Here is a 17,360-nt window from a genome sequence, read left to right as displayed (position 1 = left end):
TTGAGCACATGAACAAGAAGCTTTTTTTCCTCCTCGTAGTCCTGATGAGCTTGTCCCTAATTGGAATCATTTTCGTTCAAGGATACTGGATAAAAAGCACCGTAGATGATAAGGAAGAGCAATTTTCTACAAATGCAAAACAGGTTCTAATAAAGGTTTCAGACCAGATCCAGAACAGGGAGATCGAGAATTATTATTTCCAGTTTAAAGATGTAGATAGTACGGTGGGTCAGTTGCAGGGAGGTACCTTAACAGAATACTTTTATGTTAATCATAATAACTACAGAGACGAGACTTACTACATGTCTGAATCTATTTTGGAGGAAGACTATAAGGTATCTTCTGGTTTTCTGAAATCGACCAATGATGACAGTATTCAGTTTACGAAGCTCATCAATAAGAAGGTCACTAATATAATAAAGAAGAACAATCTTGACGGGAATGATCTTACCGCAGAACAGCGAATAGAGGAGGTGGTAAGAATGGATGAGGTCGAGAAGGAGATCCTGCGTTCGGCTATTTCAGAATACACTGAAAGACTGCCTGTGCACGACAGGGTTTCGGAAGAGACTATAGAGAACTTACTGGAAAAAGAGCTTAGCGACAGAGACATTCAGACCGGCTTTGAATTTGCCGTTTACAATAATTCTATCGCTACCAATCTGCATTCAGATGATTTTTCATTGGATCATCCCGCAACATACGGGGTGCCGTTATTTCTGGATTCGAAAGGAGTAAGCAACTACCAGTTACTGGTGAATTTTACAGGAAAGAAACAGGTGGTTTTGTCTTCAGTAACGCTGATGGCCGCCCTTTCAATAATATTTACACTAATTATTGTGATCGCATATTCCAGTGCGCTATCGCAGCTTATAAGACAACGCCAAATCTCCCAGATAAAGACTGACTTTATCAATAATATGACGCACGAATTCAAGACACCTATAGCCACTATTAATCTTGCACTGGATGCAATTAAAAATCCTAAGATCATTAATGATCAGGATAAGGTGTCCAGGTATCTTAAAATGATCAGAGACGAGAATAAAAGGATGCACGCCCAGGTAGAGAATGTACTGCGAATTTCTAAACTGGAGAAAAACGAACTGGACCTCAAGAAGGAAAGACTTCAGTTACACGATCTGATACACGAAGCCATAGCCCACGTAGAGTTGATAGTAGAAGACAGAGAAGGCTATATACAGACCCATTTTGGGGCATTAAGATCGGCGATCCTGGCTAACGGAGATCATTTTACCAATGTTATAGTCAATATCCTGGACAATGCCATCAAATATTCCCAGGACGCACCAAAGATCGATATCTATACGGAGAATGTGAAGAATTATATCGTGATGAAGATAAGGGATCAGGGAGCGGGAATGAGCAAAACAGTTCAGAAGAAAATATTCGAAAAATTTTATCGTGAACATACCGGTGATATTCATAATGTTAAAGGTCACGGCCTTGGCCTGGCTTATGTGAAGCGTATTGTGGAAGACCATCACGGCCAGATTTATGTAGAAAGCGATAAAGGAAAAGGAAGCACATTTACTATTAAATTACCTCTAATATCTTAATATATGGAAACTGAAAACAAGAAAATTCTATTAGTAGAAGACGATCCGAACTTCGGGACTGTCTTGAAAGATTATCTGGCAATGAATGACTATGAGGTCACTCACGCCAAGAACGGAATGGAAGGATTCGAAAAGTTCAAAAAAGACGATTTCGATCTTTGTATCCTGGATGTGATGATGCCTTATAAGGATGGGTTCACTCTGGCTAAAGAAATAAGAGAGAAGAATGAAGAAATCCCGATCATCTTTCTAACCGCCAAGGCGATGAAAGAAGATGTACTGAAAGGTTATAAAGTGGGGGCAGATGATTATCTGAACAAGCCTTTTGACAGTGAAGTACTTCTTATGAAAATCAAGGCTATTATGCAGCGCAAGGCTACCGATAGTGTTGCTGATAGTAAGCAGTTTGAGTTCGAAATTGGAGATTTCCACCTGAACTCTAAACTTAGATTCCTGACCTATAAGGATGATGAGCCACAAAAACTGTCTCCAAAAGAAAACGAATTATTACGCCTGCTGGCATTGCACGAGAACGATCTTATGCCTCGTGAACTGGCATTGACCAAGATCTGGAGAGATGATAACTATTTTACCTCCAGAAGTATGGACGTGTATATCGCCAAATTGCGTAAATACCTTAAAAAAGACGAAAACGTGGAGATCCTGAATATCCACGGAGAAGGCTTTAGACTGGTTGTTAAGAACCAGGAGAGCACTGAAGCTTAACTGCTTCAAACTTTCAGTTTCTTAGTGAGACTTCCGTTTCAAATCTTTTCTACAGGGTTTGAAACGGTAAAGTCTGACTAAATCTTCACATCCATACTGCAGGAATTATTTTCTTCATATCTGCCTGTATAATAATTGATTGACTTTTCATTTTTGGAAGTTTAAGGCATCATTCTATAACTTCCGTTTAGACTATATTAGATAGAACTTAACAATTCGCGGGGAGCACTTGTTGGTCTAATACGTATCTTTATCGCATACTGTGAACTGAATCTTTAATGGGAAACCGCTATAACTGGAGCATACCGATGTTTATAAAGAACAAACCGGCAGGAGTTTTTTTACTGGTGATGGTACTCTTTTTTTTCTTTCCAGTAAAAGGTCTTGCCCAGAATGGGGTAGAAATCACAAGTCCTGAACCCGACCCTACTTCGGCTGACCCGATTCCTATTAATATAAAGTTTGAGGATGGAGTAGATGTTCTGAATGTATCAGATTTTCAGGTTACAAACGGGGAATTACAAAACCTTGTAAGGGAAGATCCAAATTATTCTTTATCTGATGATGTTTATGATCTAAAATACTTCGAGTTACGTTTAGGCCTTTTTGATTTTCTCGATAACAAGGATCGAATAGGGGAGTTTTTTAAAGAGCAACTTGGTGATGCGGTGGTATCCATTTCCCAATTAAGTGATACTGAAATAATTTTTTTAAAATTCAATAATGGTGTAGAAATTTTAGATCTGACTGATGGTTCAAAAAATCAAGTTCAGGGTATAGATGGTTCCAATATGGAGTCTCCATTAGATATAGAGGCAAGCTTGCCAACCGCAAATCAAGAAACATATATAGCAGATAAAGATGCACAGGTCATAAGGGTGTATGACAATAATTTATTATCTAGTGGAACACTTCAGCCTTTAGATAGTGATGCAAGTGAAGATTTCGGACCTACAGGAGTGGTGACTGATGAAGTTGGAAACTTGTATACCACTATAGCCTATACAGGATCTTCTTCGCAAACTAGTGAAAGAGTAGTGGTTTTTGATTCTAATGGAAACATAACTTATGAATTCCCTCCAAAGAATTTGGCAGAAACTCTAAGGTCTCCATACAGGCTGGCCGTAGATAAAAAGGAAAGGGTATATATAAGCGATGCAGGGGAAGACGGTAAAGGCAGAATCCAGGTTTATGAATTCAACGGCTCTTCTTATACCTTAATTCATTCCATAAAAGGGGAGGATGACAATATAGGTTCACCCGGAAGTATAGTGGTGGATGATTTTGGATACATATATGTCATAGACTATGAAGATGATATCTCTTTCAGCGGAATCTTTCAAAACCCGATGGATTTTATAGAATCTTATGATGAGATTTCTAATAAATCCTATTCCATAAATGTATATGATTCTAATAATGGATTTCAATATGTGACTGAATTTAATGGAGGACTGAATCTCCCAATAGATTTAGAATTGGATTATTGCGGAAATATTTTGGTAAATAATCTGGAATTAAGCGGAGAAGGGGTAGAAACTACTTACTTGGAGGAATATGGTACCATTCCTTTAAGCGTAAATGTCAACTTTAACTTTCAGCTTAAAACCTTTACTCGAAATGATATTTTTTCAGCAGAATTAGTGCCTCAATCTGAAGGCCTGATAGAAGTGGATCTTCAGGATGCCGACCTTTTCAAATGTGCACCGCCGGCCAATGATCATTTTGAGATCGTTTATGAAGCCGCTAGTCAAAATACAGCTCCAGAAGCACAGGATGATTCTTATCAAACCGACCAGGATCAAACCCTGACTAAAACTGCGGCGGAAGGTGTTCTTGTCAATGATACCGATCAGGATGGCGATGATCTCACTGCTGAGCTTATAGCAGACGTAACCGACGGGACCCTGACCCTAAATCCTGATGGCTCTTTTGAGTACATTCCAGATGCCGGATTTACGGGAACTGATGAATTTACCTATGTAGCCAATGACGGGCAGGAAGATTCGAATGTAGCTACCGTGACGATCACAGTTAATGCCGTGGAGCCTGAAAATACTGCTCCCGTAGCACAGAATGATTCTTATCAGACCAACCAGGGCCAAACACTGGCTAAAACTGTGGCGGAAGGAGTTCTTGTCAATGATACCGATGAGGATGGCGATGATCTCACTGCTGAGCTTATAGCAGACGTAACCGACGGGACCCTGACCCTAAATCCTGACGGGTCTTTTGAGTACATTCCAGATTCCGGATTTACGGGGACCGATGAATTTACCTATGTAGCCAAGGACGGGCAGAAAGATTCGAATGTAGCTACCGTGACGATCACCGTTAATGCCGTGGAGCCTGAAAATACTGCTCCCGTAGCACAGGATGATTCTTATCAGACCAACCAGGACCAAACCCTGACTAAAAACGCGGCGGAAGGAGTTCTTATGAATGATACCGATCAGGATGGCGATGATCTCACTGCTGAGCTTATAGCAGATGTAACCGACGGCACCCTGACCCTAAATCCTGACGGGTCTTTTGAGTACATTCCAGATGCCGGATTTACGGGAACTGATGAATTTACCTATGTAGCCAATGACGGGCAGGAAGATTCGAATGTAGCTACCGTGACGATCACAGTTAATGCCGTGGAGCCTGAAAATACTGCTCCCGTAGCACAGAATGATTCTTATCAGACCAACCAGGACCAAACCCTGACTAAAAACGCGGCGGAAGGTGTTCTTGTCAATGATACCGATCAGGATGGCGATGATCTCACTGCTGAGCTTATAGCAGACGTAACCGACGGCACCCTGACCCTAAATCCTGATGGCTCTTTTGAGTACATTCCAGATTCCGGATTTAGCGGGACTGATGAATTTAGCTATGTGGCCAATGACGGCCAGGAAGATTCGAACGGAGCTACCGTGACGATCACCGTTACCGCGGAAGAAACCGGACCTGAGTTTCAGGACTGTCCGGTAGATATGGAAATGGATAATGATCCGGGGGAATGCGGGGCTACCGTAAACTTTGAAAAACCAACCGCTACCGACGAAAATGGGGAAGTAGAAGTAATTCAAACTTCAGGACCGGCTTCAGGAAGCCTTTTTCCCGTCGGGGAAACAGAAATTGTCTTTGAAGCGAGAGACGGCCAGGCGAATACGGAGGAATGCAGGTTTACAGTCACTGTGGTCGATAACCAGGGTCCAGTGGCAGTATGCCAAGACAAAGAGGTTTGGTTAGATGAAAATGGAGAGCTTAGTGTTAATGCAAGCGAACTGGATGGCGGCTCCTATGATAATTGTGGAATAGCTGAAATAAGGCTGAGCCAAACAGAATTTACTACAGATGATATCGGTGAGAATGAACTTACCTTTAGTGTTGCAGATCTGGCCGGGCAAACTACAGTTTGTGCAGTTACTTTAACCGTCAGGGCTTACGATCCTGATCCTGAAATTAATTGCGTTGAGGATTACAGTCTTCAGCTCGATGAAAATGGAGAAGCAGTTTTAAATGTTTCCGATTTATATACCGGAAATCCCGGAGATGCGGAATTTAGCCTAAGCAAGAGCAGTTTTGACTGTTCAGACCTCGGGGAGAATACGGTAACCCTGTCTTATTCGGGATCAAATGTTGGCGGCAGTTGTGAGGTTAAGCTTATTATAGAAGACAATATAGACCCGGTTGTTAACCTGAAGGGGGCTCAATTGGAGCTTGATGAATCTGGAAGTGCCAGGCTTACTTCGGCATATGTTAACGCCGGAAGTACCGATAATTGTAGTACGAACCTTAACTTCAGCTTTAGTAAAACAAATTTTAGTTGTGAGGATGTTGGAAGTAACCAGGTTGAGGTAACTGTTACAGATGAAAGTGGAAATTCGACTTTCTCAACAACAACTGTTTTTGTTAGCCCTAACCCCGGGGTTTGTGATGCAGAAGAGACCGAAGTGGAGTATGTGTTTTTGTACCCTAATCCTACCAAGGGAGAGTTTTCTATTGCAGCCCCAGACGATCTTACCATTTACAGGGTTATGATCTACGATGCCCGTGGAAGGTTCATTAAAGAGGTTGTTTTTTCGGGAGAGGAAACCAGCTACAACCTGAAATTACTGAATGTGAGAGATGCAGTTTATTTTCTTAGGCTGTATACCAGTGAAGGGCGAAAGACTGAGAGGCTTATCATCAATAATTGATCTCTTTGTCAAGGTAATCTGCTATTTCTGAAGCAGGAGTCTTATAATCGAACCATTTAATGCTTTTGTCTTTTCTAAACCAGGTTAGCTGTCGCTTGGCAAATCTGCGGGTATTTTTTTTGATCTCTGACACCGCTTCTTCAAGACCTATTTGTCCATTTATATAACTGAAGAGTTCTTTGTAGCCCACAGTGTTCAGTGCGTTTAGGTGTCTTTTCTCAAAAAGTCTTTCAGCTTCCTTTTCCAGGCCTTCTTCCATCATCAGATCGACCCGTCTGTTTATTCGGTCGTAAATGATCTCACGGTCGGCGGTGAGTCCAATGCTTATGCTTTCAAAAGTCCTGCTTTCTTTATCCCTGTTCAGGAAAGAGGAGTAAGGTTTCCCGGTGCCTCTGCATATTTCGAGCGCACGGATGATCCGGTGAGGATTTTCAATATCGGCCTTGGCGTAATATTCAGGATCGGAACCTTTAAGCTCTTCCTGTAGTTTTTCCAACCCTTCTTTTTCCAGGATTTCATTCAGGTCTTTCCTGATTTGCGGGTCTACCTCCGGGAAATAATCCAGGCCTTCGATTACGCTTTTTACATAAAGGCCACTGCCTCCAAGCATAATTACCACATCCTTAGTTTGAAACAGCTCCTCTATTTTGGCCAGGGCTTCTTTCTCAAAATCCCCAACCGAATAATCATCTTCCACAGAAATATGCTGAATAAAATGATGAGGTGCAGCTGCCAGTTCTTCATCTGAGGGAACAGCGGTTCCGATCTTCATTTCTTTAAAAAACTGTCTTGAATCTGCTGAAATGATCTCGGTATTATAATGATTGGCCAGTTTAATACCCATTGCCGTTTTGCCTATGGCAGTGGGGCCAACCAGGTTTATGAGGTACTTCTTCTTAGTCATTGAGCTTATATCCGCATTTATGACAGTATTGGGCCTTATCTGGATGTTTGTCTTCAGCGCAATTGGGACAAACCTGAGTGTTTGTTGCCGGCTTTGGCTGCATACTTTTGGAGTATTCTGCGCTGACTATTCCCGTAGGAACGGCAATTACACCGTAACCAATGATCATAATAATAGAAGCCACGAACTGACCCAGAGGAGTTACAGGATGTATATCTCCAAAACCAACGGTAGTTAGGGTAACGATACACCAGTAAATACTCAACGGGATACTGGTGAAACCGTGTTCAGGACCTTCTATCATATACATTACCGTTCCCATAATAACCGTAATTACCAATACCGCAAAAAGAAAAACAAAGATCTTAGCCTTGCTGTTCTTAAGAGCGCCCACCAGTTTATTGGACTCTCCCACATAACGACTGATCTTCAGAATACGGAAAATCCTTAACAGCCTTAAGGCTCTTACCGAAAACAGGAAGTTGAAGCCCCCCATAAAGAAAGTGAGGTAGCTGGGAATGGTTGAGAGAAAATCTATGATCCCATAGAAACTGAAGATATAGTGCCTGGGCCTGTTAATGCTGATGATACGCAGTATATATTCTATACTGAATATGATGGTGATCACCCATTCAGCGATATAAAATGTATCATGATATTTTGAGTATAATGAAGCGACGCTTTCCAGCATCACCAGGACAATGCTCAGAAGGATGATGATGAGCAATACAATATCGAATAACTTACCCGCAGGAGTGTCTGCTTCATAAATGATCTCATGAAGTTTGGATTTCCAGTCGGGTTGTGTTTTTGGTGTTTTTTCCAAGCGCCTGAATTAGGGATATCCCAAATTTAACTATTTTCTCTGATTACCAAGAGCGATTGGTTTTGAATATCGATAATGGTGTTATAAAACTCTTTAAGGTAAGGATAAAATCCGGCTATATATAAGGACTTTAATAAGGCAACCCTAAACTGAACCTTAACCCTATTGTCTGCGGTTTGTTCTGCTAAAAACTGAATTCTCCCGCCGTTTTCGGGTAAGCTGATGATCTTTTGCTTCGGTATTTCCACAATGCTGTAATTTTCCGGGATTTCGATTTCCACTCTGTAGTTAAACACTTTTTTATAGCCGAAATCTATAGGATAATTGCGTTCTGCCAGTTTAAAGGGGTTGTCTTCTATGAATTTATAACTGAAGGGGTTAAGGTAGATCTGGTCGTTTATCTTCTGGGAGGTATTTTTCAGTTCCTTGGTCGCCCTGAATTTTTTTGAAGGCTCGTCTTCATTTTCATAAGCGGTGGAAAGGGTACTAGTATAATCGGCAGATATGGCGATAGCACTATTGCTTCCGTTATGCCTTTCCTTCTCCAGGAATTTTCTCGCATCAACAGCCTGGTACCCGGTATAGACCTGGTCTGACTTGCCCTGGGCCGTTCCGTCGGGATTCAGTGTAAGTTGGTCTATAAAAGAGATACTGGAGTAGGTAGAAGGTTCTAGGGTTATCCAGCTGCTTCCGTTCTCGAAATCCATTAAGCGGGCGTGCTGGTTAAGCGCTTTGAAAGGGATAATACCGAAATCCAGAAATTTATCGGTGGCATCCAAAAGATATTCTTTGTCATCCTGTTTTAACTGCACCATCAGGTAATTAAATTCACTTAAAATGGGGTACAGTTTGGTGAGAAACCCGTTATTCCTTGTGGAACCTAAAACAGCCAGAACATCAAAGCCTTCCTCTTTTAATAGGTTGTGTAAGAGGATGTTGATGCCTGAAATGTTTCCGGCTTTGTCTCTTATAACATCCTTAAGGTTCATATCCCTGAAAAGTGCATAATCTCCATTCCATTGATAGTTGTCGCGCACAAACCTGTAGATCTCCCTGGCTTTTTCCAGGTTGTTGGGTTTAGCCTTAATAGCTTCCGGGAGCACATCATCCACCTGGCTGGTGCGCTTCAGTTGTTTACCGATGCTCTTATCGTCTTTTATCTCCTTATCTACATCTTCCCAGGCCTTGGTGAATTTCTGTACATAGCCGTCCAGTCTCGCATACTCCTTTAATTCAAAATCGAGCCGGGAGATGTAATTATATTTCGAGGTCATATACTCTTCCTCGATAAATGCCGGGATATCGTTCATTTCATATTCAGAAAGCACGCAATACCCGGGCTCGTCAAGGATAGATTTAAAGGAACATTTTTCTATAAGTTCACTTTCGTTCTTGTCCAAAGGGAGATTCCCGATGATCCTGATGTTGTAATTGTAATTGGTGGGCAGCTTTGTGGTGAATTCACTGTGCAGCTTCGGAATGTCTTCCTGAAACCACCAGGTCTCCAGGTCAAAATAAAAAGGGGACTCCTTTTGGTAAGAATATACCAATACCGAACTGGGCTTGACATCGGGAAAAGTGAAGCTCACATAATCGGCGTGTTCATTTTCCTCAGTATAGATCTTACTGGGTTCGAGTCTCCGGCTGTAGATCTGGTCATTTTGCAGGTGATAGGTATAGGCTTTTAGATCGTGTATCTTCTCTTTCCGGTCTTCATTCTTGCCTAATCTTATTTTGATGACAGAATGATCGTAGCCATCCTTGTTCAGGATCTTGATCTTGGCGACATAATTGGTGAGAAGGTTATAATCTCCGCCGTCTTCAAACTGGCTGTAACCTTCCTCGTAAATATAAAAGGCATTGGCGGTGGAATCCTGCGGAAAGCTGTTAAGGCTAAGGTCGGCTTTGGTTACTTCAGAACTTTCAGTATTATATTCCTGGGCGATGGCAATGGTTCCGGCCGTAAAGCTTAAAGCCAGAAATAGTAAAAATCTATTCATTCAGAGAGAGTTGGATTATTTTCAGTTTTTTATTTTTTCTCAGATAAGACTGGATAATATGCTGGGCATCCCGGTTGTTATCCATAGGGGTGATAATAGAGCGGATAATGTCTATATGGTTTATCTGGTGATTTAAATTAAAATAACCTACTCCTTTAAACTCTCCTTCTTCAATGAGCAGGGCACTTTTCTCGTCAATCTCTCTCCCGCGATCAATCACCAGCATATGCTGGTTGTCATAAGAATGACTGTCGATGAGCTGCTGAACTCTTTCATTATATTCTTCAGGCGACTCCTTCTCTATACAGGCCCCGTGGCAGCTTTTAATAGTATAGCTGAAGCAGCTTCCCGAAGTGCCGTCAAGTCCCGCCAGTCGCTCGCAAAGCTGGTAATCTTCCACCCATTTTGCCAGGATGTTCTTTCCCGACCTTAAATTATTGAAAGTGGTGATATTCTTCTTTCGCGGATGCGCTTTTCCTATCTTCAGATTGATATAGCCTTTTTCATCGGTAAACTGATATAAAGCGTGGCTGAAAATATCTCTTTTTAAGGCACGGTTATATTTGGGCTTATTCTGTTTAATTTCCTGGTTTTCCTTCAGCAGGGCGATCAGTTCATTCCCGGTAGCTTCATAGGAAACCGAAGCCACTTCCTTTTGCATTTGCCTTGCCTTTGGGTGATCGTTGGTGAAATGCTGGTTCACCCTTTTCTTGATATTCTTGCTTTTCCCGATATAGATGATATCACTGTTCTCGTTGTGCAGATAGTAGACCCCGGTAATACTGGGGAGTTCTTCCAGTATATAGACCAGTTTTGTGTCCAGGCTTTTTTTGGGTTCTGCCCGAACCATATCTTTTAAGATGTCTTTTTCCACATCTTTATCCATCAGCATTTTAAAAAGCTTTACCGTTGCCTGGGCATCTCCGCTGGCACGGTGCCTGTCGCTAAGAGGAATCCCCAGGGCACGTACAAGTTTTCCAAGGCTGTAGGATTGCTGGCCCGGAATCAGTTTTTTCGAAAGCTCCACCGTGCAGAGGGAGCGCCTTTCAAAATCGAAGCCCAGTCGCCTGAATTCCGTTCTCAGGATCCTGTAATCGAATTTTGCGTTGTGGGCCACCAGCACACAATCTGTGGTGATCTCCACAATGCGTTTGGCGACTTCGTAGAATTTCGGGGCATTGCGAAGCATCTCGTTATTGATCCCCGTAAGCCCAACTACAAACGGCTGGATAGGCTGCTCGGGGTTAACCAGGCTTATAAACTGGTCTACCACCTTGTGCCCGTCATACTTATAAATGGCGATCTCGGTTATTCCTTCTTCATTATACTTGCCACCCGTGGTTTCTATGTCAACTATTGCGTACAAAAAATCTTCTCCTTCTAATTATAATTACGTTCCCCAAAAATACTGCTGCCAATCCTGACCATAGTACTGCCCGATTTTACTGCGATCTTATAATCGCCGCTCATTCCCATCGACAGTTCTTTTATAGCCGGGTATTTTTCAGCAAAACCATCAAACACTTTTTTAAGATAATCGAATTCAGATTTCACCTGTTTTTCATCATCGGTGAAAGTGGCCATTCCCATCAGCCCGATGATCTCGGTATTTTCCATTTTAGCATAAGCTTCAGATTTCAGGATCTCTTCGGCTTCATCGGCCGAAATTCCAAACTTCGAATCCTCTTCTGCGATCTTGATTTGCAGCAGGCATTTGATGCTTCTTTCGTTCTTTTTGGCTTGCTTATTTATTTCCTTTAATAACTTCAGGCTGTCCACTGCATGAATCAGGCCAACATAGGGAGCCATATATTTCACCTTGTTACGCTGAACATGGCCAACCATATGCCATTCGATGTCCTTGGGCAGGTCCTCCCATTTATCGGTCATCTCCTGGATCTTGTTCTCTCCAAAAATGCGCTGGCCGGCTTCATACGCCTCAAGAATGTCGCTTTTGGGCTTGGTCTTGGAAATAGCGACCAGTTTGACGCCTTCAGGTAATTCGGCTTTATATTTCTTTATATTCTCTGAAATGTTCATAATATTTCTTTTATGAATTTATATGAATTGCTCAGTTCGCCTTAGCTTCTGTATTATTTTCTAAAATTCATATATCGTAAGGCCGCTTCGCAGCTTAGGTTCAATATAAGTACTTTTTGGGGGCATCGTCAAATTTTCTTCAGCGATCTGTTTGATCTCCTCTATGCCTAATGGCAGCATTCCGAAGCCAACCGCAAATTCTCCTTTGTCGATCCTGGTCTTGATCTCGATAAGGTCATTCTTTCCGTGAACATAAGAGATCCTTTTGTCATTTCTCAGGTCTTCGATGCCTAAAACGGGCTTCAGGATCTTCTGGTAAAGAATGTAAGGATCTAATTTACTTAAAGAATCGGTAAACTCGTAATTGGTCTTTCTAAGATACAGCGAATAGAATTCCCCGTCAAGATACATATTGAAATGATGCTTTTTTGATGGGGTATAGGCATCATACCCGCGATTTTCTATCCTGAACCATTCATCCAGCAGGATCAGGAACTCCTCCTTGCTGTGCCCGTTGAGGTCGGTGATAAGCCGGCTGAACTCGTAGATCTTCAGGTTGCTTTCTGAGATCAGGTAGCTCATAAAGAAGTTATAGGGCTCCTTTCCGGTATGCTCCGGGTTATTTTTCTTGCTTTCTTCCGCGAGTAAGTAGGAGGAAGCACAACGGTGATGTCCGTCGGCAATATAAAGGCAGTCCATTTTACCGAATTCTGCCTTTATCTGTTCAATCACTTTAGCGTTTTCGATCTTCCAGAGCTTATGGGTCTCTTTATTATAGGTGGCAAATTCATATTCAGGCCGGTCTCCCTGAACCTCTGCCATCAGATTATTGATCACCGAATTATCCTTGTAGGTGAGCAATACCGGTTCGGTATTGAACCCGACCACTTTCAGGTAATCCTTAAAAAGGATCTCGCGGTGCGCGATAGTGTCTTCGTGCCTTTTAATGACATTCTTTTCATAATCCTCGGCACTGGCAGCGGCAATGATCCCGCAATAGGAATTCTCCCTGGTCTCTATTCGGTAGATATAAAAGCAGGGCTTTTCATCCTGGATAAAGATGTTCTCTTCCCTGAACTCCAGGTAGCGGTTCTTTACCATCTGGAAGCGCTGCTCGCCCTTTATCCTGTGCTGAAACTTATAACCGGGGTTGATAATGTGTAAGAACGAATACGGGTTGTACTCAAGTTGCGCGGTAAGTTCTCCCTCGCTGTAATCTTCATAAGACCGCGAAGCCACCAGACCTGCTTTGGCCCGCTCGGGACGTACCGCTTTAAAAGCTTGGATTTCTGCCAAATTGAAGGAATTGATAAAACCGGGCTATCGAAGACCTGCTCCGTAAGCCCGGATACTATTTATGAGTTAAATTGTTCTGAAACTTTCTCGGCCTTTCTGCTTTCTGAATAATCATAAAAGCCTTCGCCCGACTTCACACCCATTTTTCCTGCACGCACCATATTGGTAAGTAACGGGCAAGGGGCGTATTTTGGATTCTTAAAGCCGTCATACATCACTTCAAGGATGGAGTGACAAACGTCAAGACCAATGAAATCTGCCAGTTGAAGTGGTCCCATTGGATGAGCCATTCCCAGTTTCATTACGGTGTCTATTTCGTAAACTCCGGCCACGCCGTTATATAGGGTTTCGATCGCCTCATTGATCATTGGCATTAGGATACGGTTGGCTACAAAGCCCGGGTAATCGTTCACTTCCACCGGAACTTTGTTCAGTTCTTCGGAAAGTTCCATAATGGTTTTGGTAATCGCATCACTGGTATTGTAACCTCTTATGATCTCTACCAGTTTCATTACCGGCACAGGGTTCATAAAGTGCATCCCGATAACGCGCTCAGGGTTTGAAACCACTGAAGCGATCTGGGTGATGCTGATAGATGAGGTATTGGAGGCAAGAATGGTGTCTTTTGAACAGTTCTCGTCCAGTTGCCTGAAGATCTTAAGCTTCAGGTCTTCATTTTCGGTAGCTGCTTCCACCACAAGATCAACATCTTTTACACCTGAAGGGATGTCGATATGCGTAGTAATATTGTTCAGGGTTGCTTCCTTGTCGGCTTCAGAGATCTTCTCCTTGGCAACCATCCTGTCCAGGTTCTTGGAGATGGTTCCCATTCCTTTTTCAAGGCTTTCTTTTGAAATGTCGATAAGGTTAACCTTATGACCAAACTGAGCGAAAGTATGGGCGATTCCGTTCCCCATAGTTCCGGCTCCTATTACTGCTATATTCTTCATCATTTATGTTTTTAGATTAGTTGCTGAAATTTGCTATTACCTGATTGGCAACCTGCAGGGCCTTTGCTCCCTGTTCAAGGGTTACTATCGGGGTAGTGTCATTATTTATGGCTTGGGCGAAAGTTTCAAGTTCGTCCAGGATCGCATTGTTCAGGGTCACATCGGGATTGTCAAAATAGATCTGCTTTTTGACGCCTTCCGCATTCTGAAGGATCATCGCAAAATCATCCGGTTCTTTTGGTGCGTCTTTCATCTTCACCACCTCGCATTTTTTCTCCAGAAAATCTACCGAAATATAGGCATCCCGCTGGAAGAATCTCGATTTTCTCATATTCTTGAGCGAAATCCTGCTGGCGGTAAGGTTTGCCACACAGCCATTCTCGAATTCTATGCGGGCGTTGGCAATGTCGGGGGTTTCACTGATAACTGAAACGCCGCTGGCGTTGATGCTTTTTACATCAGATTTCACCACGCTTAGTATCGCGTCTATATCGTGGATCATCAGGTCCAGAACAACCGGCACATCGGTTCCCCGCGGATTGAATTCCGCAAGGCGGTGGGCTTCGATGAACATCGGGTTTTCTATTCGGGAGACCACAGCCCTGAAAGCCGGGTTAAAGCGTTCTACGTGACCAACCTGGCCTTTTACCTCGTGCTTTTCGGCAAGAGCGATAAGTTCTTCGGCTTCTTCAAAAGTGCTGGTGATAGGTTTTTCGATAAAGAGATGCTTGCCTTTGGTGATCACCTTTTTGGCAACTTCAAAGTGAGAAAGGGTAGGGGTTACCACATCTATCACATCGGCGGCTTCAATGAGCTCGTCCAGATTCGAATATTTCTTATACCCGAATTCCTTCGAGACCTTTTCCGCGTTTTCATCATTGGCATCATAGAAACCTATGAGCTCATATTCTTCAGATTGCTGTAAAAGTTTTAAATGGATCTTTCCTAAGTGTCCTGCACCCAGTACCCCTGCTTTGAGCATATTTTTGCATTTTTCACAAAAATAGCATTTTGATTGTAAATAGTTTATAAGTTTCTGTTATAATCCGGCCGCTTTTACTTGGGGGCAATACCCATCTTTCCCTATTTTTATGACCTGAAAAAATTGCAATCTAGTTGAAGGATACATACAGACATAAGGGGAAGAGACAGCAGCTGGTGAAGACCGTGATGAAAAAGGGGATCACCGACCGAAAGGTTTTGGATGCCATTGGTAAGATTCCACGGCATTTGTTTATGGACAGCAGCTTTGAAGATCACGCCTACCAGGATAAGGCATTTCCTATTGCTGCAGATCAGACTATTTCGCAACCCTATACCGTGGCTTTTCAAAGTGAGTTGTTAGAGATAGCTAAGGGAGAGACCGTGCTGGAAATCGGGACGGGTAGTGGATACCAGACCGCAGTTCTCTGTGAGCTGGGAGCAAAGGTCTACAGTATCGAACGCCAGCGCGAACTGTATAAAAAGACAAAGAATTTTCTCGCCAAGATAGGCTACAGGCCAAAATACCTGAGTTTTGGTGATGGTTATAAAGGCCTTCCGGAATATGCGCCTTTCGATAAGATCATTGTGACTGCCGGAGCACCTTCGGTACCCAAAGATCTTTTGGGGCAGCTGAAAGTAGGAGGAAGGCTGGTGATCCCGGTGGGACAGGATGTGCAGACGATGACCCTTTTTGTAAGAAAGTCACCCAAAGAATTTGATAAAAAGGAATTCGGACAGTTCAGGTTTGTGCCTCTACTTGAAGATAAAAATTAGGGGAACCTATACTTATAAACTAAAAAAGCCCGGTGATCACCAGGCTTTTTGTTTTTTCTGACTGAATGATTATTGCGTTTTGTCCACAACAATTCTATCCTCACGGTTTACGATCTCCCAGGCGGTAAGGAATACCAGCTTGGCCCTTTTTGCAAGCGCCTCATAACTGATCTTTTCAACAGTATCTGTCGGACGGTGATAATCATCGTGCACGCCGTTAAAGTAAAAGATTACGGGGATGTTATTTCTCGCAAAATTGTAATGGTCGCTTCGGTAATAGAAACGGTTAGGATCATCAGGGTCGTTATAGGTGTAGTCGAGATCCATTTTCATATAGGTATCATTCACTTCTTCGCTAAGTTCGTGAAGATCAGCACTTAGTTTGTCGCTGCCTATCAGGTAAACATAATTATCGTTCCCGGCGTGAGCTTCGTCTATCCTGCCGATCATATCCATATTCAGGTTGGCGACGGTATTTGCTAAAGGAAATACCGGGTTTTCGGTATAATATTTAGATCCCAGCAGTCCTTTTTCTTCTCCTGTAAGGTGAAGGAAAAGAATGGAGCGTTTAGGAGTATAACCATCTTCCACAGCTTTTTTGAAAGCTTCGGCGATCTCTAGGATCCCTACGGGACCTGAGCCGCCGTCATCGGCACCATTAAAAATATTTCCCTCATCATCTACGCCAACGTGGTCATAGTGAGAGGAGATTACAAGCACTTCCTCAGGTTTTTCGCTTCCTTCAATAAAGCCCAGTACATTCTCGGTATCATTGAATTTGCCATTGAAATATTCACTTGGAATGGTCTGGTAATAATTGCTCATTCCTTCAGGGTGAGAAATACCTGTTTTCTGATATTCGTTCACGATATATTCCGCAGCCTTTTTCTGACCCGGTTCTCCTGTATCGCGCCCTTCAAATTCGTCACTTGCAAAAATATAAAGGTGGTCCTTTAATTCGGAAGAAGTTATGCTGTTGGCATAATCCATAGGATCTGCATTCTCCGGATTTTTCTGATGGGCCCCACAGCTTAAAATTCCTGCTGTGAGAAAGATGATAAATATCTTTTTCATTTTATGCTTTTTTAAG

General features: G+C 42.6%; 13 protein-coding genes. 4 read left to right on the top strand and 9 right to left on the bottom strand.

From position 1 onward, the window contains the following. Positions 1-8 precede the first annotated feature (8 nt). The 3 genes from ACFQ3Q_RS12260 to ACFQ3Q_RS12250 all read left to right on the top strand — a co-directional run bounded on the left by ACFQ3Q_RS12260 (position 9) and on the right by ACFQ3Q_RS12250 (position 6,496). Entirely contained in the window at positions 9-1,580 is a 1,572-nt protein-coding gene (locus ACFQ3Q_RS12260) for a sensor histidine kinase (RefSeq protein ID WP_380746258.1), read from the top strand. Between the two features lie 3 nt (positions 1,581-1,583). Continuing rightward, a complete protein-coding gene (locus tag ACFQ3Q_RS12255; RefSeq protein WP_380746257.1) occupies positions 1,584-2,306 on the top strand; it encodes a response regulator transcription factor in 723 nt (240 codons plus the stop codon). A 278-nt stretch (positions 2,307-2,584) separates the two neighbouring features. Next, positions 2,585-6,496: an Ig-like domain-containing protein gene (locus ACFQ3Q_RS12250; protein WP_380746256.1), complete on the top strand. Its 3,912-nt coding sequence runs from the start codon at positions 2,585-2,587 to the stop codon at positions 6,494-6,496. Here the strand turns inward: ACFQ3Q_RS12250 and miaA are convergent. Genes miaA through ACFQ3Q_RS12210 form a run of 8 tightly spaced genes read right to left on the bottom strand, consistent with a single transcriptional unit; the run spans position 6,486 to position 15,494 of the window. Continuing rightward, positions 6,486-7,400 carry a tRNA (adenosine(37)-N6)-dimethylallyltransferase MiaA gene (gene miaA, locus ACFQ3Q_RS12245; protein ID WP_380746255.1) on the bottom strand — a complete coding sequence of 305 codons (915 nt, stop codon included), beginning with the start codon at positions 7,398-7,400 and terminating at the stop codon, positions 6,486-6,488. The two genes, ACFQ3Q_RS12250 and miaA, sit on opposite strands and share 11 nt — an antisense overlap. After that, positions 7,393-8,226, bottom strand: coding sequence for an ion transporter (locus tag ACFQ3Q_RS12240; RefSeq protein ID WP_380746254.1), 834 nt, complete (start codon positions 8,224-8,226; stop codon positions 7,393-7,395). Before ACFQ3Q_RS12240 ends, miaA begins: the two co-directional genes overlap by 8 nt. Positions 8,227-8,252: 26 nt before the next feature. After that, positions 8,253-10,226 carry a hypothetical protein gene (locus tag ACFQ3Q_RS12235; protein WP_380746253.1) on the bottom strand — a complete coding sequence of 658 codons (1,974 nt, stop codon included), beginning with the start codon at positions 10,224-10,226 and terminating at the stop codon, positions 8,253-8,255. Beyond that, positions 10,219-11,592: an exonuclease domain-containing protein gene (locus tag ACFQ3Q_RS12230; protein ID WP_380746251.1), complete on the bottom strand. Its 1,374-nt coding sequence runs from the start codon at positions 11,590-11,592 to the stop codon at positions 10,219-10,221. The genes ACFQ3Q_RS12235 and ACFQ3Q_RS12230 overlap by 8 nt, the downstream gene beginning before the upstream one ends. A 14-nt stretch (positions 11,593-11,606) precedes the next feature. Continuing rightward, positions 11,607-12,266 carry a YggS family pyridoxal phosphate-dependent enzyme gene (locus ACFQ3Q_RS12225; RefSeq protein ID WP_380746249.1) on the bottom strand — a complete coding sequence of 220 codons (660 nt, stop codon included), beginning with the start codon at positions 12,264-12,266 and terminating at the stop codon, positions 11,607-11,609. Positions 12,267-12,326: 60 nt separating this feature from the next. Beyond that, positions 12,327-13,562: a DUF1015 domain-containing protein gene (locus ACFQ3Q_RS12220; RefSeq protein ID WP_380746247.1), complete on the bottom strand. Its 1,236-nt coding sequence runs from the start codon at positions 13,560-13,562 to the stop codon at positions 12,327-12,329. A 59-nt stretch (positions 13,563-13,621) separates the two neighbouring features. Then, a complete protein-coding gene (locus ACFQ3Q_RS12215) occupies positions 13,622-14,512 on the bottom strand; it encodes a 3-hydroxyacyl-CoA dehydrogenase family protein (RefSeq protein WP_380746245.1) in 891 nt (296 codons plus the stop codon). A gap of 16 nt (positions 14,513-14,528) precedes the next feature. Beyond that, positions 14,529-15,494, bottom strand: coding sequence for a Gfo/Idh/MocA family protein (locus ACFQ3Q_RS12210; RefSeq protein WP_380746243.1), 966 nt, complete (start codon positions 15,492-15,494; stop codon positions 14,529-14,531). 134 nt (positions 15,495-15,628) lie between these two features. On the opposite strand from ACFQ3Q_RS12210, the gene ACFQ3Q_RS12205 reads away from it, so the two are divergent. Beyond that, positions 15,629-16,270, top strand: a complete 642-nt coding sequence (locus ACFQ3Q_RS12205; RefSeq protein WP_380746241.1) for a protein-L-isoaspartate(D-aspartate) O-methyltransferase — start codon at positions 15,629-15,631, stop codon at positions 16,268-16,270. A gap of 69 nt (positions 16,271-16,339) precedes the next feature. On the opposite strand, the gene ACFQ3Q_RS12200 is transcribed toward ACFQ3Q_RS12205, so the two are convergent. Then, entirely contained in the window at positions 16,340-17,344 is a 1,005-nt protein-coding gene (locus ACFQ3Q_RS12200) for a M28 family metallopeptidase (RefSeq protein WP_380746239.1), read from the bottom strand. Between the last annotated feature and the right edge of the window lie 16 nt (positions 17,345-17,360).

Source organism: Salegentibacter chungangensis, assembly GCF_042678405.1.
GTDB lineage: Bacteria > Bacteroidota > Bacteroidia > Flavobacteriales > Flavobacteriaceae > Salegentibacter_A > Salegentibacter_A chungangensis.
The sequence above is the reverse complement of the archived record's forward strand: the minus strand, read 5'-3'. Positions and strand labels throughout refer to the sequence as shown.